The organism is Mycobacterium vicinigordonae, from assembly GCF_013466425.1.
Taxonomy (GTDB): Bacteria; Actinomycetota; Actinomycetes; order Mycobacteriales; family Mycobacteriaceae; genus Mycobacterium; species Mycobacterium vicinigordonae.
The window spans coordinates 13,779-32,556 of sequence record NZ_CP059165.1 but is presented as its reverse complement, the minus strand read 5'-3'; the positions used below and the strand labels follow the sequence as shown (position 1 = coordinate 32,556).

At 66.0% G+C, this 18,778-nt stretch carries 17 protein-coding genes, 1 tRNA gene and 1 pseudogene; 13 read left to right on the top strand and 6 right to left on the bottom strand.

The features are described from left to right. Positions 1-78: 78 nt before the first annotated feature. Both H0P51_RS00155 and H0P51_RS00150 read right to left on the bottom strand, forming a co-directional pair. Positions 79-345, bottom strand: a complete 267-nt coding sequence (locus tag H0P51_RS00155; RefSeq protein WP_180916063.1) for a YdeI/OmpD-associated family protein — start codon at positions 343-345, stop codon at positions 79-81. A gap of 28 nt (positions 346-373) precedes the next feature. Further along, entirely contained in the window at positions 374-1,624 is a 1,251-nt protein-coding gene (locus H0P51_RS00150) for an ammonium transporter (RefSeq protein ID WP_246398950.1), read from the bottom strand. A 902-nt stretch (positions 1,625-2,526) separates the two neighbouring features. Here H0P51_RS00150 and H0P51_RS00145 point away from each other — a divergent pair. Together H0P51_RS00145 and H0P51_RS00135 are read left to right on the top strand one after the other, a co-directional pair. Continuing rightward, positions 2,527-3,458, top strand: a pseudogene (locus H0P51_RS00145) (SDR family NAD(P)-dependent oxidoreductase). 2 nt (positions 3,459-3,460) lie between these two features. Then, positions 3,461-3,907, top strand: coding sequence for a cupin domain-containing protein (locus H0P51_RS00135; RefSeq protein ID WP_180916060.1), 447 nt, complete (start codon positions 3,461-3,463; stop codon positions 3,905-3,907). Between the two features lie 354 nt (positions 3,908-4,261). Here H0P51_RS00135 and H0P51_RS00130 read toward each other — a convergent pair. Continuing rightward, a tRNA-Leu gene (locus tag H0P51_RS00130) sits at positions 4,262-4,344 on the bottom strand. Between the two features lie 248 nt (positions 4,345-4,592). On the opposite strand from H0P51_RS00130, the gene H0P51_RS00125 reads away from it, so the two are divergent. The 7 genes from H0P51_RS00125 to pknB all read left to right on the top strand — a co-directional run bounded on the left by H0P51_RS00125 (position 4,593) and on the right by pknB (position 14,497). Beyond that, positions 4,593-6,266 (top strand): FHA domain-containing protein, encoded by a 1,674-nt coding sequence (locus H0P51_RS00125; RefSeq protein ID WP_180916059.1) that lies wholly within the window; start codon positions 4,593-4,595, stop codon positions 6,264-6,266. A gap of 96 nt (positions 6,267-6,362) precedes the next feature. Continuing rightward, the gene (locus tag H0P51_RS00120; RefSeq protein ID WP_180916058.1) at positions 6,363-6,830 is read left to right on the top strand and encodes an FHA domain-containing protein FhaB/FipA; all 468 of its coding nucleotides are present in this window, start codon (positions 6,363-6,365) and stop codon (positions 6,828-6,830) included. Between the two features lie 64 nt (positions 6,831-6,894). Continuing rightward, positions 6,895-8,406, top strand: coding sequence for a PP2C family protein-serine/threonine phosphatase (locus H0P51_RS00115; protein WP_180916057.1), 1,512 nt, complete (start codon positions 6,895-6,897; stop codon positions 8,404-8,406). Beyond that, positions 8,403-9,818 carry an FtsW/RodA/SpoVE family cell cycle protein gene (locus H0P51_RS00110; protein WP_180916056.1) on the top strand — a complete coding sequence of 472 codons (1,416 nt, stop codon included), beginning with the start codon at positions 8,403-8,405 and terminating at the stop codon, positions 9,816-9,818. Before H0P51_RS00115 ends, H0P51_RS00110 begins: the two co-directional genes overlap by 4 nt. Continuing rightward, positions 9,815-11,293, top strand: a complete 1,479-nt coding sequence (gene pbpA, locus H0P51_RS00105) for a D,D-transpeptidase PbpA (protein ID WP_180916055.1) — start codon at positions 9,815-9,817, stop codon at positions 11,291-11,293. Before H0P51_RS00110 ends, pbpA begins: the two co-directional genes overlap by 4 nt. 73 nt (positions 11,294-11,366) lie before the next feature. Next, positions 11,367-12,623, top strand: coding sequence for a serine/threonine-protein kinase (locus tag H0P51_RS00100; RefSeq protein ID WP_180916054.1), 1,257 nt, complete (start codon positions 11,367-11,369; stop codon positions 12,621-12,623). Then, positions 12,620-14,497 (top strand): Stk1 family PASTA domain-containing Ser/Thr kinase, encoded by a 1,878-nt coding sequence (pknB, locus tag H0P51_RS00095; protein ID WP_180916053.1) that lies wholly within the window; start codon positions 12,620-12,622, stop codon positions 14,495-14,497. The genes H0P51_RS00100 and pknB overlap by 4 nt, the downstream gene beginning before the upstream one ends. Here the strand turns inward: pknB and H0P51_RS00090 are convergent. Further along, complete coding sequence (locus H0P51_RS00090; RefSeq protein WP_180916052.1) at positions 14,475-15,170, bottom strand: aminodeoxychorismate/anthranilate synthase component II; 696 nt, start codon at positions 15,168-15,170, stop codon at positions 14,475-14,477. The two genes, pknB and H0P51_RS00090, sit on opposite strands and share 23 nt — an antisense overlap. A 35-nt stretch (positions 15,171-15,205) precedes the next feature. Beyond that, a complete protein-coding gene (locus H0P51_RS00085; RefSeq protein WP_180916051.1) occupies positions 15,206-15,973 on the bottom strand; it encodes a DUF881 domain-containing protein in 768 nt (255 codons plus the stop codon). A gap of 147 nt (positions 15,974-16,120) precedes the next feature. Here H0P51_RS00085 and crgA point away from each other — a divergent pair, with 147 nt between their 5' ends. Together crgA and H0P51_RS00075 are read left to right on the top strand one after the other, a co-directional pair. Continuing rightward, entirely contained in the window at positions 16,121-16,402 is a 282-nt protein-coding gene (gene crgA / locus H0P51_RS00080; protein WP_180916050.1) for a cell division protein CrgA, read from the top strand. Positions 16,403-16,570: 168 nt separating this feature from the next. Continuing rightward, positions 16,571-16,987, top strand: coding sequence for a PH domain-containing protein (locus tag H0P51_RS00075; protein WP_180916049.1), 417 nt, complete (start codon positions 16,571-16,573; stop codon positions 16,985-16,987). A gap of 9 nt (positions 16,988-16,996) precedes the next feature. Here H0P51_RS00075 and H0P51_RS00070 read toward each other — a convergent pair whose 3' ends face one another. Next, entirely contained in the window at positions 16,997-17,545 is a 549-nt protein-coding gene (locus H0P51_RS00070; protein WP_180918631.1) for a peptidylprolyl isomerase, read from the bottom strand. A 136-nt stretch (positions 17,546-17,681) separates the two neighbouring features. Between H0P51_RS00070 and cwsA the strand changes: the two genes are divergently transcribed. Further along, positions 17,682-18,122: a cell wall synthesis protein CwsA gene (cwsA, locus tag H0P51_RS00065; protein WP_180916048.1), complete on the top strand. Its 441-nt coding sequence runs from the start codon at positions 17,682-17,684 to the stop codon at positions 18,120-18,122. Positions 18,123-18,257: 135 nt separating this feature from the next. Continuing rightward, a complete protein-coding gene (locus tag H0P51_RS00060; protein WP_180916047.1) occupies positions 18,258-18,611 on the top strand; it encodes a VOC family protein in 354 nt (117 codons plus the stop codon). The last annotated feature ends 167 nt before the right edge of the window (positions 18,612-18,778 follow it).

Sequence of the window (18,778 nt, the reverse complement as noted above, 5' to 3'; positions counted from 1 at the left end):
CGCCGAATTAGGTACGCCTAACCTGCACAGTAGCGGGCTTCCCGCCATACCAGCAATGCAGCCGTCGAAGACGCCGCGCTACCTGCCGTTGCGCTCCCGGTGCTTGCAACCCGGCCAGCAGCAGGGCCGCCGCTTGCCTTCTTCGAGCTCCTCCTGGGTGCGGCGGATGCGGCGCTCCCGGGTCGTGACCTGCTTGGCGTCCTCGACCCAGCAGATGAATTCATTGCGCGCCAACGGGGTGATGTCGTTCCAGAGCGCTAGCGCGGTGCTGTTGCCGATCAACGCCTGCCGCAGGTCGGCGGGAAGTTCGTGGACAACGCCGCCCGGCACTTTCTGGCTGGTCACGTCGCCAGGGTACCGGCGGCGCGCACGGTCACTCGTCTTCGTCGTCGATGGTCCGCGGGCGCGACTCATCCCGCTCGCCGAACGACGCGGAGTGGCGCGGCGCCTGATGCCCGTATACGCCCTCGGGGTAGGCGGTCTCGGCGTGCTGGGTCAAGTCGATGCCGCTCTTCTCGTCCGCGGCGCTGAGCCGGAACCCTAAGAATCGGTCGATCAGCTTGGCCAGGGCGAAGCTCATCCCGAACGCGTAGACCGCGACGACCACCATAGCCAGCGACTGCTTGCCCAGCTGGCCCAGGCCGCCCCCGTACAGCAATCCGCGCGGACCACCGGTCATCACCGCGGTGGCCAGCAGCCCGATCATCGATACGCCGACGACCCCACCGACGAAGTGCACGCCCACCACGTCCAGCGAGTCGTCATAGTTGAGCTTGAACTTGACCAGGATCGCGTAGGAGCACACGATTCCGGCGACCAGCCCGACGACGGCGGCACCCAGAGTGTTCACCGTTCCACAGGATGGTGTGATGGCCACCAGCCCGGCCACCACCCCCGAGGCGGCACCGAAGGTGGTGGGCTTGCCGTCGCGGAACTGTTCCACCGCCAGCCAGCCCATCATGCCCAGGCAGCCGGCCACCAGCGTGTTCAGGAAGATCGCCGAGGCCAGTCCGTCGGCGGCCAGCGCCGAACCGGCGTTGAACCCGAACCAGCCGAACCACAGCAGTCCTACCCCGAGGAGCACGAACGGAAGGTTGTGCGGTCGCATCGCCTCCACCTTGAAACCAATGCGCGGCCCCAGCACCAGCGCCAGGGCCAGCGCCGAGGAGCCCGAGACGATCTCGACCACCAGACCACCCGCGTAATCGAGCACACCCATCTTGGACAGCCACCCCGTTGGCGCCCAAACCCAGTGCGCTACAACGGAGTAAACCGCGATTGTCCACGCCGGTACGAACACCAGCCAGGCGGCGAACTTGGCCCGATCGGCGATGGCACCGCTGATCAGCGCGGCGGTGATGATGGCGAAAGTCAACTGGAAAGTGGCGTAGAGCAGCTCTGGCACTTGTCCGTGCAGGGTCTGCGGCCCGATGCCCGCCATGCCCGCATGTGCCAGACCCCCGAGGAACCCGCCGAGACCGCCGCCGGCGAACGCCAGGCTGTATCCCACCAGCAGCCACGCCACCGTGACGAGCGGGATGGAGATGAAACTCATCATGATCATGTTCAGCACGCCGGTGGTGCGCACCATGCCGCCGTAGAAGATCGCCAGCCCGGGCGTCATCAGCAGCACCAGCGCGGTGCTGGCCAACAGCCAGGCGGTGGCGGCCGGATCGATGTTCAACGCTGCAGCTCCCTCGGTAGTTGTCGGTAGGAATCTAAGGCACGCCGGAGTCAGCGCTTGGCAGTCGGTGGTCTCAGCGACCCGTCAGCGGCGAAGGCCGCGCGATCGCGCAGTGCGGGGTGCGAAAACGCTGGTCCCATTCACCCATCAAGAACCGTGGCTAGCGACCGCAGCCGCGCGAGGTCGGTCCCTCAGACAGAAAACCCGGCCAAAGGCCGGGGCGGTTCCGTCGTGACAAGTGTGAACGGCGATTTTCCGCTGGGCCTAGGGGCCGCAGCGCTCGATCGAGCCATATCAACGCCGCGCCATGCGTCATACCTGCGGGCCGCCGGCCAGGACAATTTGCGCGCAGGCTCTACATTTGGGACCGAAATCTGTCGATCGCCATCCTCGTCGACCTGGCCATCGTTGAAGTTGCGTTGCGCAACGCCATGCATACCGCGTTGAACAATGCCCACAGGCCTGAGTGGTACCAGAACATTGCCCTCGATGACCGCTCACAGAGACGGGTCGCCCAGGCCTGGGGTAACCCCGCGCAAGGCGACCCCTCGACACCGAGGCGGCTCATCGCGCAGTGCACATTTGGGATGTGGGTTCACTCTCGGCTACACCGGGACCGTGCGGTCTGCGCAAGGCATGACCGTCGGCGGCGGCACCATGGGCGGCCACGACCGCCCCGGAGTGTGCTGGACCATCCTGAGCGCCAAAGCCTCCCGCGCCATAGCCTTTATCTAGACAGTTAGAACTAAACAGTTTAAACTGTCTATATCGGTGGCGTCAGCGAATCTTCTATCCGGGCAGCCACAGACTTACGGGTGTTCTTCAGTAGGGCGCGGCGCCGGATGCGTGAAGTTGCTGCCCAACAATCACGCCACCAAGCCTGCACCGGCGTCCCACGCTGGGTGGCTCGGCGCGCCAGAAAAGATAAAGAGAGAGTTTCACCCATGACAACGTTGATTGGCGATTTGAACGGCAAGACCGCTCTGATCACCGGCGCCACAAAAGGCGTCGGCGCGGCCATCGCACTACAGTTCGCCGCGGCCGGCGCCCGCGTCATCGTGAGCGGACGCCATGCTGAGCGCGGCAAGCAGGTGGAAACCACCATCCGCGACCGTGGCGGCGCGGCGCTCTTCGTCCCCATCGACCTGAGCATCGAGGAACAGGTCCGCACCGGAATCGACACCGCAGTCCAGCACTATGGCAGCCTCGACATCCTCGTCAACAACGCCGCCCCCACCGACGTAGTCCTGGGCGGAGACGGCGCCGCCGGGGATCTCCGCACCAACCAGCTGATGTCCATCCTCACACCAGGACTGATCGGTCAGTTCTGGGCATGCAGATACTCTCTTCCACACCTGATCGCCAACCCAACCAGCGCCATCATCAACATCTCAGCAGCAGCCTCAAAAACGGTGTACCCAAAGCCGCCGGCTACAGCATCGGCAAGGGCGCGATTAACGCGCTGAGCCGCCAAATCGCCGTCGACTACGGAGCCAACGGGCTACGGTCTAACACCATCATCATCGGCCATGTCATCACCGACGACGTCGCCCGGATCCTGAACCAAAATCCCGGCATGGCAGCAACTTTCGAGACGATGATCGTCACCCGCACCGGCTATCCCGCCGACGTCGCGGCCGCCGCGCAATTCCTCGCCTCCGACGACGCCGGATTCATCACCGGCGTGGAACTACCCGTCGATGGCGGAATGCTCATCACCAACAACGTCCCCGCGGTCAGCCAAGCCACCACCGACCGCCCCACAGCATTATGACGGTGCGTCTCGTCAAAATCACCCAACACGGCGCCGACCTGACCATCAACGACACAACCGCGCCCGCAGCAGTCATCCCGAACTCAGACACACCGCCGATACCCATCCACCCCAACAATCCCATTGACCCACCACCGGGCGGTGCAATCATTCACCACCTCACCACACCTCACGACGACCAACGCAACCCAGCCGACGCTCCACCCCCCATCAGCTGGCTAGTGACCGAACTCAGTCCCCATTTCCAGACACCAACGCACACCACCCACACCCACGACTACGGCATCGTGCTGCACGGCGAGGTCGACCTACTCCTGGAAACAAAGACCATCACCCTGCACATCGGCGATGCCATCACGATCACCAACGCCCCCCACGCCTGGCGCACCAGCAAACAAGGCGCCACAATCGCCACAGTTGTCTACCCTCTTCGCGACCGCTCTCGCTGATTAACTCGCAACCCATCACACACACAGGCATCAAACCCGGGGCGTTCCAGACCGCCTCCTGCACTTAGCAGTCGAAAAGCGTCGCCTACTACAAGTAGTGATTGACCCAGCGTCCGTAGTGAGTTCGCTAGCGAACGACATTGTGCGCATCGACGATGCTGATCGCGAGACACTGCAGCGCTACTCCGATGCACTCACGCAGCTGCTTGCCTAAGTCGCCAGGGGACGCGTGCAGCTAAATCCCCAGCCACCTGCTTTCGGCCCTCGCAACCTCTAGACAACCTCAAACACAAAGGTCACGACCTCTTTCGAGTTCGTGACCTTATGCTTCGCAGTTCGTAGAACTGCTGTATGTGGGCGAAGGGGGACTTGAACCCCCACGTCCCGAAGGACACTGGCACCTGAAGCCAGCGCGTCTGCCATTCCGCCACTCGCCCGAAACAACCGCAGGACCATATCACTGTAGTCGGCGCCAACCCCAACCGCGCACCCGGGCAGCACCCGTGCAGTCGCTTCACGCCAAATCAACGCCGGGGTCTCTGATCAGTAGCGATGCAATTCTCAGGATTCTCACGGTGCCGCCGCATCGGGGTATCCCGATACGATTGCTCATCAACACGACCAACGGCCGAGCCGTTTACCCTCCGAGAATCCCCCAGCACAGTAGTGAGGCGAGCGCGCACAGATGGGTAGCCGACGAGGGCTGGTTCAACGCATCGAGCGCAAACTCGAGGCGACCGTCGGTGATGCGTTTGCCCGGGTTTTTGGCGGATCGATCCTGCCGGAAGAAGTTGAAGCGATGCTGCGGCGTGAGGCCAACGACGGCGTCCGGTCCTTGCAGGGAAATCGCCTTTTGGCACCCAACGAATACATCATTACCCTCAGTGTGCACGACTCGGAGAAGTTGGGCGCCGATCCGGACCTTACGTCGGGCGCTTTTGCTCGGTACTTGGCGGACTATATCCAAGAACAGGGGTGGCAAACGTATGGTGATGTGGTCGTACGGTTCGAGGAATCCTCGAACCTGCATACCGGCCAGTTCCGCGCCCGCGGTGCTGTCAACCCCGACGTCGAGCCCCGCCCGACGGCTACCGATGCCGCACGGCCACAATCGAAGCATGCGTTTGGCGCAGAACCAGGAGTACGACCGATGACTGACAATCCGAACTACCGCGGTCAGGGGCGGCCCGACGAGTACTACGACGACCGCTACGGACGCCAAGAAGACCCGCGCGGCGGCTACCCGCCCGAGCAGGGCGGCTACCCGCCCCAGCAGGGCTACCCACCACAGCAGGGTGGCTACGGCCAGGGCGGCTACGAACAACCCCAAGGCGGCTACGGCCAGGGCGGCTACCAGGACCAGGGCGGCTACGGGCAGCCCCAGGGTGGATACGAGCAGCCGCAAGGCGGCTACGGCCAGGGCGGCTACCAGGACCAGGGCGGCTACGGGCAGCCCCAGGGTGGATACGAGCAGCCGCAAGGCGGCTACGGCCAGGGCGGCTACCAGGACCAGGGCGGCTACGGCCAAGGCGGGTACGGCGAGGCGCAGGGCGGCTACGCACCGACCCACGAGTCGGCTCCCGCGGCGCCTCAGGGCCCTCCCGGCGGCGGCTACGGCGCTGCGGGCGGCTACGGCCAGGAGCAGGGTTACCAACAGGGCGGCTACAGCCAGGGCCAGCCGCAGGGTGGCTACGGACAACCCCAGGGCGGCTACGGCGACTACGGGCGCGAGCCCGCTCGTCAGGATGCCGGTGGTTACGGCGCCCCGCCTGCGCCGGCGGAGCCGCAGCGGCAGGCCTACCCCGAGCAGGGCGGCTACGGGCAAGACCAGGGTTACCAGCAGGGCGGCGGCTACGGGCGCCAGGAATACGGCGCCAACGAGTACACCCAGTACGCCGAGGCTGCGCCCGGCGGCGGCTACGCCCCGGCGCCGGGCGGCTATGGCGAGCCCGCCGGCCGCTCGGATTACGACTACGGGCAGCCGCCGGCGCCCGACTATGGTCAACCCGCCCCTGACTACGGTCAAGGCGGTGGCTATGGCGGCTACGGGCAGGGCGGTTACGGGCAGGCGGGAGCGCAGGTCACCCTGCAGCTCGATGACGGCAGCGGGCGCACTTACCAGCTGCGCGACGGCTCGAACATCGTCGGTCGGGGGCAAGACGCCCAGTTCCGGCTGCCCGATACGGGTGTGTCGCGTCGGCATCTGGAAATTCGCTGGGACGGCCAGGTCGCGCTGCTCTCGGACCTGAACTCGACGAACGGCACCACCGTCAACAACGCGCCAGTCCAGGAATGGCAGCTGGCCGACGGCGATGTCATCCGTCTGGGCCACTCCGAGATCATCGTCCGCATCCACTGACCCCACCCCGGCCGGCATCCCAGTATTGTGTCTTTGCTGAGATGCCCGATATCGCGGGCAGGGGGTGGGCAGCGCCGGGACGGAAAGGACCGCCAGATGCAGGGTTTGGTTCTGCAACTGACGCGCGCCGGGTTCCTAATGCTGTTGTGGCTCTTCATCTGGTCGGTGCTGCGGATCCTGCGCACCGACATCTACGCCCCGACGGGTGCGGTCATGGTGCGGCGTGGGCTTGCGTTGCGCGGCAGCCTGCTGCCGTCACGGCAACGCCGAGACTCGGTCCGCTATCTGGTCGTCACAGAGGGGGCGCTGGCCGGAGCCCGCATCACGCTCAGCGGACAGCCGGTGCTGATCGGGCGCGCGGATGATTCGACGTTGGTGTTGACTGACGATTACGCATCGACTCGGCATGCCAGGCTGTCCCAACGCGGTTCGGAATGGTATGTGGAAGATCTAGGTTCGACGAACGGCACTTACCTTGACAGGGCGAAGGTGACGACTGCGGTACGAGTTCCCATAGGTACGCCGGTTCGGATCGGCAAGACGGCTATCGAGTTGCGCCCGTGAGGCGCGCAGATGGCGACGGCGCCGGCTCGCCGGGGTTGCGAGCCAGGGTCGAGGAGTTGCGCCCGTGACACTAGTCCTGCGCTACGCCGCCCGCAGCGACCGAGGCTTGGTGCGCTCCAACAACGAAGACTCGGTCTACGCCGGTGCGCGGCTGTTGGCTCTGGCCGACGGTATGGGCGGCCACGCCGCCGGTGAAGTCGCCTCCCAGTTGGTGGTCGGCGCACTGGCGCCACTCGACTACGACGAGCCCGGCGGAGACCTGCTGGCCAAGCTGGACGCAGCGGTACGCGAGGGCAACTCCGCGATCGCCGCTCAGGTCGAAATGGAGCCCGACCTCGAGGGCATGGGGACCACCCTGACCGCGATCCTGTTCGCGGGCGACCGCCTCGGGCTGGCGCATATCGGGGATTCGCGCGGCTACCTTTTCCGCGACGGCGAACTGACCCAGATCACCAAGGACGACACGTTCGTCCAGACGCTGGTCGACGAAGGCCGGATCACCGCCGAAGAAGCGCACAGCCACCCGCAGCGGTCGTTGATCATGCGCGCGCTGACCGGCCACGAGGTCGAGCCGACGCTGACCATGCGGGAAGCCCGCGCCGGCGACCGTTACCTGCTGTGCTCCGACGGGCTTTCCGACCCCGTCAGCGATGAGACCATCGCCGAGGCGCTGCAGATCCCCGACGTCGCCGAGAGCGCGTATCGGCTGATCGAGCTTGCGCTGCGTGGCGGTGGCCCCGACAACGTCACCGTTGTCGTGGCCGACGTCGTCGACGACGAGATAGGGCAGACCCAGCCCATTCTGGCCGGCGCGGTGTCCGGCGACAACGACGACGATCAACTAACGCTGCCCAACACCGCCGCCGGCCGAGCTTCAGCGATAAGGCCCCGCCCGGAGGCCGCGAAACGCGTTGCGCCGCAAGCGGAACCGCCGAAGAAGTTGCGCTGGCCGCGCCGGCGGCTCTTTCTGGTCGTCACGCTGGTAGTGCTGCTGCTACTGGCTGGCCTGTTCATCGGCCGGATGATCGTGCGGGACAACTACTACGTCGCCACCAACGGCGCATCCGTCGCCATCATGCGGGGCGTCCAGGGGTCGTTGCTGGGCATGTCGATGCACGAGGTACACCTGGTCGGCTGCGTCAACGCGCAGAACGTGGTGACCGAAGCGCCACCCGGAACGGCCGGCTGCCGGCAGCTCAAACTGGACGATCTTCGTCAATCCGAGCGCGCTGCGGTGCAGTCCGGGCTGCCCTCCGGAAGCCTGGAGGACGCCCGCAACCAGCTGCGCAAATTGGCAGCCGGGCTACTTCCGATCTGCCAGTCGGGCACCACGTCACCGACTGAACCTTCGGCCCCGTCGACCCACAGCAGCGGCACCCCGGAAAGCAGCGCCCCGCCGCCGACTACCACCAGCGGCTCGTCGACAACCACGACGCCCTCCAGCACAGTGCCCACTCCTTCAACAGCGATCGCTCCATCCAGCAGCAGCCCGGCAACCACAACTGCGCCACCGGCGGTGACCGAAACCGTACAACCCGCACAAAAACCAGGCGTGGACTGCCGGACAGCGGCATGACAACGACGGAACTGCCCGCACCGGTTGCGGTGACTCCTCCGCTACCGACCCGGCGCAACGCAGAGCTGTTGTTGCTGGTTTTCGCCACGATCATCACCGTCGCCGCGCTGATGATCGTGGAGGCCAACCAGGAGCGGGGTCTGCACTGGGACCTGGTCACCTACGGGCTGGGGTTTCTGACGCTGTTCATCTTCGCCCACCTTGCCCTGCGGCGCTTCGCGCCCTACACCGATCCGCTGCTGCTGCCGGTGGTTGCGCTGCTCAACGGCCTCGGCCTGGTGATGATCCACCGCCTGGATCTGTCGGACAAGGAAGTCGGCCGGCACGGTCACCCCAGCGCCAATCAGCAGATGCTCTGGACGCTGGTCGGGGTCATCTCGTTTGCGTTGGTGGTGTCCTTTCTCAAGGATCACCGCCAACTCGCGCGCTACGGCTACATCTGCGGGTTGACGGGTTTGGTGCTGCTGGTTATCCCCGCGCTACTGCCCAAGTCGCTGTCCGAGCAGAACGGGGCGAAAATCTGGATTCGGTTGCCCGGCTTCTCGATTCAGCCCGCCGAGTTCTCCAAAATCCTGCTGCTGATCTTCTTCTCAGCGGTCCTGGTGGCCAAGCGCAACCTGTTCACCAGCGCCGGCAAGCACCTGATGGGTATGACGCTGCCGCGCCCACGCGACCTCGCACCGCTCCTGGCGGCCTGGGTGATCTCGGTGGCGGTGATGGTCTTCGAGAAAGACCTCGGCACCTCGCTGCTGCTGTACTCGTCGTTTCTGGTGGTGGTGTACCTGGCGACCCAGCGGTTCAGCTGGGTCGTGCTGGGACTGGTGTTGTTCGCGATGGGCAGCGTGGCCGCCTACTACTCGTTCGACCACGTCCGGGTTCGGGTCCAGACGTGGCTGGATCCGTTCGCCGACCCCGACGGCAATGGCTACCAGATGGTGCAGGCGCTGTTCAGCTTCGCCACCGGCGGCATCTTCGGGACCGGATTGGGTAACGGCCAGCCCGATACCGTGCCCGCTGCGTCTACCGACTTCATCACTGCCGCGTTCGGCGAAGAGCTGGGCCTGGTGGGCCTGGCCAGCATTCTGATGCTGTACACGATCGTCATCATCCGCGGCATGCGCACCGCGATCGCCACTCGCGACAGCTTCGGCAAGCTGCTGGCAGCGGGCCTCGCCTCAGCGTTGGCCATTCAGCTGTTTATCGTCGTCGGCGGGGTAACCCAGCTGATTCCGCTGACCGGCTTGACCACGCCGTGGCTGTCCTACGGCGGGTCGTCGCTATTGGCCAACTACGTGTTGCTGGCCATACTGGCGCGGATCTCCGACGGAGCCCGGCGTCCGTTGCGCACCCGTCCCCGAAAGAAGAAGTCGCCGATAGCCGCGGCCAACACCGAGGTGATCGAGCGCGTATGAACACCTCGCTGCGCCGGATCTCGGTGACCGTGATGGCGCTGATCGTGTTGCTTCTGCTCAATGCCACGATGACGCAGGTCTTCACCGCCGACGGATTGCGCGCCGACCCGCGTAACCAGCGGGTGCTGCTCGACGAGTATTCACGCCAGCGCGGCCAGATCATTGCCGGTGGCCAACTGCTGGCCTATTCGGTGGCCACCGACAGCCGGTTCCGCTTCCTGCGGGTGTACCCCAACCCCGCCGTCTTTGCGCCGGTTACCGGGTTCTACTCGCTGCGCTATTCCAGCGCCGGTCTGGAGCGAGCCGAGGACCTGCTGCTGAACGGATCCGACGAGCGCCTGTTCGGCAGGCGGCTGGCCGACTTCTTCACCGGCCGCGACCCGCGGGGTGGGAACGTGGACACCACCATCAACCCGCGCATCCAGCAGGCCGCCTGGGACGCGATGCAGCAGGGTTGCGGCGGTGCACCGTGCAAGGGCGCCGTGGTAGCGCTGGAACCGTCGACCGGCAAGATCCTGGCTCTGGTCTCATCTCCGTCATACGACCCCAACCTGCTGGCCTCGCACAATCCCGACGTGCAGGCCCAGGCCTGGCAGCAGCTTCGGGACAGCCCCGACTCTCCGCTGATAAACCGGGCGATCTCCGAGACATACCCGCCCGGTTCCACGTTCAAGGTGATCACCACAGCCGCTGCGCTAGCCGCCGGTTCCACCGAGAACCAGCAGCTGACCGCGGCGGCACGGATTCCACTACCCAACAGCACGGCCACTCTGGAGAACTTCGGCGGTACGCCGTGCGACACGGGGCCGACCGTGTCATTGAGTGAGGCATTCGCAAAGTCGTGCAACACCGCGTTCGTTCAACTGGGGCTGCTCACCGGCACCGACGCGCTGCGCAGCATGGCCCGCGCCTTCGGTCTGGACGACGCACCCGATCCGCTTCCGCTGCAGGTCGCCGAATCCACCGTTGGGCCTATCGCGGACGGTGCCGCGTTGGGGATGACCAGTATCGGCCAGAAGGACGTCGCGCTGACTCCCCTGCAGAACGCCGAAGTGGCTGCGACGATCGCCAACGGCGGCGTCCTGATGCGGCCCTACCTGGTGCAAAGCCTCAAGGGCCCCGACCTGGCCAATATCAGTTCCACCGCCCCCTATCAACAACGCCGCGTGGTGTCGCCGCAGGTCGCCGCTAAGCTAACAGAGCTAATGGTCGGCGCCGAAAAAAACGCACAGCAGAAAGGGGCCATCCCCGGCGTGCAGATCGCATCCAAGACAGGTACCGCAGAGCACGGCACCGATCCGCGGCATACGCCACCACACGCGTGGTACATCGCCTTCGCACCCGCGCAGGCCCCCAAGATCGCCGTGGCGGTACTAGTGGAGAACGGGGCCGATCGGCTGTCCGCGACCGGTGGCGCACTGGCGGCGCCGATCGGGCGGGCAGTGATCGAAGCTGCGTTGCAAGGGGGACCATGAGTCGCCGCAGGCAAGAGCGCGTGAACATCGCCGCGCGGAACACGCGCGGACCGGAGCGAGCGGGAGGCACAGCATGAGTCCCCGCGTCGGGGTGACGCTGTCAGGCCGGTACCGCCTGCAGCGGCTGATCGCAACCGGTGGGATGGGCCAGGTCTGGGAGGCGGTCGACAGCCGGCTGGGCCGGCGCGTCGCCGTCAAGGTGCTCAAGCAGGAATTCTCCCAGGACCCCGAGTTCATCGAACGGTTCCGGGCTGAGGCTCGCACCACGGCCATGCTCAACCATCCCGGTATTGCCCAGGTCCACGACTACGGAGAAAGCGCGCTGGACGGCGAAGGCCGCACCGCGTATCTGGTGATGGAGCTGGTCAACGGAGAGCCGCTGAACTCGGTGCTCAAGCGGACCGGGCGACTCTCGTTGCGCCACGCGCTGGACATGCTCGAGCAAACCGGCCGTGCACTACAGATCGCGCACGCCGCTGGGTTGGTGCACCGCGATGTCAAACCCGGCAACATCCTGATCACCCCGACCGGGCAGGTCAAGATCACCGACTTCGGCATCGCCAAGGCCGTCGACGCAGCACCGGTGACGCAAACGGGAATGGTGATGGGCACCGCCCAGTACATCGCGCCCGAGCAGGCTTTGGGCCACGACGCGACACCGGCCAGTGACGTCTACGCGCTGGGAGTCGTTGGCTACGAGGTGGTGTCGGGGAAGCGTCCGTTCACCGGTGACGGCGCCCTTACGGTGGCGATGAAGCACATCAAGGAGCCACCGCCGCCGCTGCCCGCCGACCTGCCGCCCAATGTCCGGGAGCTCATCGAGATCACGCTGGTGAAGAATCCCAGTCAGCGTTACCGCAGCGGGGGGCCCTTCGCGGATGCGGTGGCTGCGGTGCGCGCCGGTCGCCGGCCGCCGCGGCCCAGCCAGTCGCCGCCGGCCGGCCGGGCAGCGCCCGCGGCGATTCCGTCGGCCGCGCCGGCGCGGATCGCGCCCACTCCGGCAGCCCGGACCACCCCGCCCCGCCGGTCAGCGCAGACTTCGAGCCGCCGACCGCCGCCCGCGAGGCGCACATTCTCCTCGGGACAGCGAGCGCTGCTGTGGGCCGCCGGCGTACTCGGAGCGCTGGCGATCATTATCGCGGTCCTCATCGTGATGAAGTCGGGCGGCGGCAACAGTCAGGAAACTCCGCGGACCGTCCCCAACACCGGTAGCGGGCAGGTCAGCATCGACGACTCCGGCTCCCAGCCGGGCGGTCTGCAGGTGAACTGGACGGACCCGGGCGCAACGGGTACTTCTGGGGTGCTGGCCCGATACGAGACACCACGATGACCACCCCTCGGCATCTGTCCGACCGTTACGAACTTGGCGACATCCTCGGTTTCGGCGGGATGTCCGAAGTTCACCTCGCCCGCGACACCCGGCTACACCGCGACGTCGCGGTCAAAGTACTGCGCGCCGACCTGGCCCGCGACCCCAGTTTCTACCTACGGTTCCGCCGTGAGGCGCAGAACGCGGCCGCGCTGAACCACCCTGCGATCGTCGCGGTCTACGACACCGGAGAAGCCGAGACACCCGCGGGACCCCTGCCCTACATCGTCATGGAGTACGTCGACGGCGTCACCTTGCGCGACATCGTGCACACCGACGGTCCCATGACACCCAAGCGCGCCATCGAGGTGATCGCGGATGCCTGTCAGGCGCTGAACTTCAGCCACCAAAACGGCATCATCCACCGTGACGTCAAGCCGGCGAACATCATGATCAGCTCCACCAACGCGGTGAAGGTGATGGACTTCGGCATCGCCCGCGCAATCGCCGACAGCGGCAACAGCGTCACCCAGACCGCCGCGGTGATCGGCACCGCGCAATACCTTTCGCCGGAGCAGGCCCGCGGCGACTCGGTCGACGCCCGCTCCGACGTCTACTCGCTGGGCTGCGTGTTGTACGAAATGCTCACCGGGGAACCGCCTTTCACCGGTGACACGCCGGTGTCGGTCGCCTACCAGCATGTCCGGGAAGACCCCGTTCCGCCCTCGGAACGACACGAGGGCATCTCCGCCGAACTCGACGCCGTGGTGCTCAAGGCGCTGGCCAAGAATCCGGAGAACCGATACCAGACCGCCGCGGAGATGCGCGCCGACCTGGTACGGGTGCACAACGGCGAAACGCCCGAAGCGCCCAAGGTGCTGACCGGGGCCGAGCGTAGGTCGATGCTCTCGTCCGGGGGCCCGGGCCACGGTGGCCCCCGCACCGACCCGCTGCCCCGGCAACGTTTCGACGACTCCGACAATCGGGGGGCGGCGTCGGTAGGCCGATGGGTGGCCGTGGTCGCCGTGCTGGCGGTGCTGACGGTGATCGTGACCATCGCGATCAACACGTTCGGCGGCAATACCCGCAAGGTCCAGGTTCCCGACGTGCGCGGCCAGACGGCCGCTGACGCCATCGCCTCGCTGCAGAACAAGGGTTTCAAGACGCGCACCCAGCAAAAGCCCGACTCCAGCATCCCGCCCGATCACGTCATCGGCACCGACCCGTCTGCCAGCGCGTCGGTAGGCGCCGGAGACGAGATCACCATCAACGTGTCCACCGGGCCCGAGCAGCGTGAGGTGCCCGATGTCTCGTCGCTGACCTACGCCGAGGCGGTCAAGAAGCTCACCGCGGCCGGGTTCACCAAGTTCAAGCAATCCAGTGCGCCGTCCAGCCCGGAGATGGCGGGCAAGGTGACCGGAACGAACCCGCCAGCCAATCAGACGTCGGCCATCACCAACGTGATCACGATCATCGTGGGCTCGGGGCCCGAGACCAAGCAGATCCCCGACGTCGCGGGCCAGACGGTGGAAATGGCGCAGAAGAACCTCACCGTGTACGGGTTTTCGCGGTTCAGTCAGGCTTCGGTGGACAGCCCGCGCACGGCCGGCGACGTGATCGGCACCAACCCACCCGCGGGCACCACGGTTCCGGTCGATTCGGTGATCGAGTTGCAGGTGTCCAAGGGCAACCAGTTCGTCATGCCCGATCTGTCGGGGATGTTCTGGACCGATGCCGAACCGCGGTTGCGGGCGTTGGGCTGGACCGGAGTCCTCGACAAGGGGCCCGACGTGGACGCCGGGGGCTCCCAGCACAACAAGATCGTTTATCAGAGCCCGTCGGCGGGCAGCGGCGTGAACCGGGACGGCGTGATCACGCTGAAGTTCGGTCAGTAGTCGCCGAGTCACCCGTTTCGCCGGGAAAGTGCGGTCGAATCGCGGTGAGGACTTCGTTCTCCAAGCGACGCACCAGCGTGTCGTCGCGGACCCAGCCGCAGTAGGTGAGCCAGTTCGCCAGCATTCGGTGGCCCCCCTCGGTCAGGATCGACTCCGGGTGGAACTGAACGCCGTGAATAGGCAGTTCGGTGTGCCGCACGGCCATGATCACTCCGCTGCGGGTATGTGCAATGGCCTCGAGCTGCGCCGGTAGCGACTCCGGCAGAATTGTCAGCGAGTGGTACCGGGTGGCCGTGAAGGGATCCGGAAGTCCTTGCAGCACACCAACATTCGTATGTAAAACGCTGCTGGTCTTGCCGTGCAACAACTCTGGCGCCCGGTCCACGGTGGCGCCGAACGCCACACCGATGGCCTGGTGTCCCAGGCACACCCCCAACAGGGGGGTGCCCCTCGCTGCGCACGCGCGAACCAGCCTGATCGACGCCCCGGCACGCTCCGGGGTGCCAGGCCCCGGGCTGAGCAGGACGCCGTCGAACTGGCCGGCGACATCGTCAGCGTCGGAAAGGCGGGTGTCGTCGTTGCGCCACACAGTGGCCTCGACGCCCAGCTGGCCTAAGTACTGGACCAGGTTGAACACGAAGCTGTCGTAGTTGTCGACGACCAGGATCCGCATCGTGACAGGGTACCGTCCGAACAGCGCCGCCCCGCTCAGTAGCCGATCGGCCCCATCGGCTGGGCGTAGTGCAGGCGCACCGGCTCGGAATGCCCGGCGACCGCCACATCGGATTTGACTTCCTCCCGGTAGCCGAGGCCGAAGCGGACCACGTACTGCCGGTACAGCGTCACCAATGGGGCCGCGGCCAACGCACTTTGCATCGCGGTCGCGTTGCCGATCGCGGTGATGGTGTACGGCGGGCTGTAGGTGCGTCCGTTGAGCAGCAACGTGTTACCGACGCAGCGAACCACCGAGGTGGCGATGATCCGCTGGTCCTGCATCTGGATCGCGTCGGCTCCCGCGCTCCACATCGCGTTGAGGACGCCGTCGATGTCCTGCTGGTGCACCACCAGGTCGTCGGGGGTGGCATCGCGGGGGAAGCGTCCCTCGGCGTCGCGCTGGGCGTCGTTGAGGACAACCACCAAGCCTGGCCCGTGCGCCGGGTTCATATCGGCTTCACCGGCCAGTTCGGCCGCCCGTTTGAGCATCGCTTGCAGCGCCGCGGACGAGGACCTGCCATGTGCGGAGTCGATCTTGTGGCTCAGCGCCTGCCGCTCGGCGTCCAGGCGACTCACCGAGGACCGCGTCTCGCGTACCAGGTCGACCAGCCGGGGCGCGTCGCTGCGGCGGATCTCGGCCCCGCCGGACACCCCGTGCGTCGCCGCCAACAGCAACCCGGCCAGCAGACACACCACCGGGACACCGAAGCGCCACGGCGACCGCCGCTGCCCGGTGGACTGGTCGCCCGTCTGATCGGACACGGCCTCTCCTGCTTTTCCTGGCGGGTTTCCGGACGTCACTGCGGGGTGGGCTAGTCTCGTACCCAAGTTGTGCCCGCAGCCGTAACGGTAATCGTTGCACCTGCCGGGCTCATTTTGACACCACCCGCTTGATACCAGAGGTCGTAAATGCCGAAGTCCAAGGTCCGCAAGAAGAACGACTTCACCATCAGCGCCGTGAGCCGCACACCGGTGAAGGTGAAGGTCGGGCCGTCGAGCGCGTGGTTCGTCGCCTTGTTCATCGGCCTGATGCTGATTGGGCTGATCTGGCTAATGGTGTTCCAGCTGGGCGCCATGAGCCAGCAGGCCCCGGCAGCCCTGCACTGGATGACCGATCTGGGCCCGATGAACTACGCGATCGCGTTCGCTTTCATGATCACCGGGTTGTTGCTCACGATGCGGTGGCACTGAGCCATCACACCGAGGGTGCCGCGGAGGAAAATGCATTCATCCGGCGAGTGTTTTGTTAGCCCGCTAGCAACCATTCCGTCACCCAATCACAAGCGTGTGATTCATCCCCACTGTTGATAGCTGCTGTGGATAACCGTATCCATAGTGGTGAGAGGGTCCAGGTAGGACATGCAGCAAACTCAATGGGCGCCGCCCACTGCGGGAATCGCTGGCTGTGGACTCGCCGGCGTCTTGATGGCTATCGCGGCTGTGACGCTGGTCACAGACCCGCCTGGGCGGGTTATCGCCGGGATCGTGGCCGTGGGCCTGATCTTGTTTGCCGGCGCGTCGTGGCGCGCTCGGCCCAAGCTGGCAATCACTGACGACGGTCTGGTACTGCGCGGCTGGTTCCGGACGCAATTATTGCGCCGGGATTCGATCGAGATCATCCGGATCTCCGAATTCCGCCGCCACGGCCGCAGAATCCGCCTACTCGAGATCGAAACGGTTGGCGGTGGGCTGATGGTGCTGTCCCGCTGGGACCTCGGAACCGACCCGCTGGAGGTTCTCGACGCACTCACCGACGCCGGCTACGCGGGCCGGTGAGGCCAGCGCTCAGGAGATGGTGATCGACTCGATTACCACCGGCTCGAGCGGACGGTCGTTGCCGTCAGTGGCCGTGGTGGCGATGGCGTCGACGACGCGCTGCGACTCCGGATCGATCACCTCACCGAAGATGGTGTGGCGACGGTTCAGGTGTGGGGTCGGGCCGACGGTGATGAAGAACTGCGAGCCGTTGGTGCCGGGGCCAGCGTTGGCCATCGCGAGCAGGTAGGGGCGGTCGAATTGCAGTTCGGGGTGGAACTCGTCGGCGAATTTGTAGCCCGGTCCGCCACGGCCGGTGCCGGTCGGGTCGCCGCCCTGGATCATGAATCCCCCGATCACCCGGTGGAAGACCGCGCCGTCGTAGAACGGGCCCGACGGACCACCTGAGGCGTTCTGCGTCGAGTACTCCTTGGTGCCCTGCGCAAGTCCGACGAAGTTGGCGACGGTCTTGGGCGCGTGGTTGCCGAACAGGGCGACTTTGACGTCTCCCCGGTTGGTGTGCAGCGTGGCGGTGGCGGTCTGGATGGGGCTGTTGGTCACGGGATCACAGTCTGCCATCACACCGCGTTCGGCCCGCAGCCGGTGCACCCGCGGCATCCTTTTGGTGTCAGTCTGTACAGGCACTAGCTCGAATGCTCGCCAACTGATAGGACTGCGTAGGACTGTGAGCAGTGCACGGAAAGGGCGGCAGCAAATGAGCCGAAGGGCTGGCGAACGGGCCCCAGACCGATTGACCCCACGGGAGCGACTGACCCGGGGTCTGACCTATTCCGCAGTAGGCCCGGTGGACGTCACCCGCGGCGTTGTCGGGCTCGGCGTCCAATCCGCGCACTCTGCCGCGTCCGAAGTGCGCCGCCGCTACCGGGAAGGCCAGTTAGCCAAGGAGATCGCGGCGGCTCAGGACACCATCGGCCAGGAACTGGCCGCCGCGCAGGAAGTCGTCGCCAGCTTGCCGCAGTTGCTGCAGGACGCCCGCCGCAACCAGCGTCGCAGCAAGAAGCCGTGGCTGATCGCTGGTGCGGCGACCGTCGCCGTGCTCGCCGGCGGTGCCGTCGCCTTCAGCATCGTGCGCCGTTCGTCACGCCCGGAGCCCTCACCGCGCCCGCCCAGCGTGGATGTACAACCGCGGCCGTGAGGCCGTCGCTTCCAGCAAAGTGTGATTTCCCGATCACATCCAGACAACGCCCCGGCCCATGCGTCGACGGAAGTGACTCTCGGCCCTAGCTTGTCGCGTTCAGCCCGGACAGGCTGGGCCAACGAGGAGGCAGCAATGAGCGATCACGACGTACGAATGATCATCCTGTCGACCGACGACCTGGAGGAGTCGATCCGGTTCTACAGCGAGACCCTGGGCATGGCAGTCAAATTCCGGGACGGAGCACACTTCGCGGCGCTGGACGGGGGGTCGGTGACGTTGGCGCTAGCCACGGAGGTGGACCACCCGATCCCGGGTCAGGTCGTCGTGGGGATCAAAACCGCAGACGTCGATGGCGCCGCCAAAGCCGTCGAACAGAGCGGCGGCGGCATCGTGAAGGGGCCTTACGACGACGCGCACGAGCGTCGCGCCGTGGTGTACGACAACAAGGGCAACGGCCTCGTGTTCTACCGACCGCTGGCGCGCTGACCGTCAGGCTTGTGCTGCGAGGGCCTCGATCAGGGCGTCCGCGGCTAGCAGCCGCCCTGCGGCAATGCACACGGCCGGGTAATGAGCCGGGTGGCACGCGGCTCCCGTCAGCACGTTCGGGAATCCAAGACACGGGGCCGAGTCGGGCAGCCTTTGGACGGGCTGGT

Bases quoted from the DNA above. Each gene is read 5' to 3' on its own strand.
- H0P51_RS00150 (WP_246398950.1), bottom strand. From the start codon at position 1,624: ATGACGCCCGGGCTGGCGATCTTCTACGGCGGCATGGTGCGCACCACC.
- H0P51_RS00125 (WP_180916059.1), top strand. From the start codon at position 4,593: ATGGGTAGCCGACGAGGGCTGGTTCAACGCATCGAGCGCAAACTCGAG.
- H0P51_RS00120 (WP_180916058.1), top strand. From the start codon at position 6,363: ATGCAGGGTTTGGTTCTGCAACTGACGCGCGCCGGGTTCCTAATGCTG.
- H0P51_RS00110 (WP_180916056.1), top strand. From the start codon at position 8,403: ATGACAACGACGGAACTGCCCGCACCGGTTGCGGTGACTCCTCCGCTA.
- pbpA (WP_180916055.1), top strand. From the start codon at position 9,815: ATGAACACCTCGCTGCGCCGGATCTCGGTGACCGTGATGGCGCTGATC.
- H0P51_RS00100 (WP_180916054.1), top strand. From the start codon at position 11,367: ATGAGTCCCCGCGTCGGGGTGACGCTGTCAGGCCGGTACCGCCTGCAG.
- pknB (WP_180916053.1), top strand. From the start codon at position 12,620: ATGACCACCCCTCGGCATCTGTCCGACCGTTACGAACTTGGCGACATC.
- H0P51_RS00090 (WP_180916052.1), bottom strand. From the start codon at position 15,170: ATGCGGATCCTGGTCGTCGACAACTACGACAGCTTCGTGTTCAACCTG.
- crgA (WP_180916050.1), top strand. From the start codon at position 16,121: ATGCCGAAGTCCAAGGTCCGCAAGAAGAACGACTTCACCATCAGCGCC.
- H0P51_RS00075 (WP_180916049.1), top strand. From the start codon at position 16,571: ATGCAGCAAACTCAATGGGCGCCGCCCACTGCGGGAATCGCTGGCTGT.
- H0P51_RS00070 (WP_180918631.1), bottom strand. From the start codon at position 17,545: ATGGCAGACTGTGATCCCGTGACCAACAGCCCCATCCAGACCGCCACC.
- cwsA (WP_180916048.1), top strand. From the start codon at position 17,682: ATGAGCCGAAGGGCTGGCGAACGGGCCCCAGACCGATTGACCCCACGG.
- H0P51_RS00060 (WP_180916047.1), top strand. From the start codon at position 18,258: ATGAGCGATCACGACGTACGAATGATCATCCTGTCGACCGACGACCTG.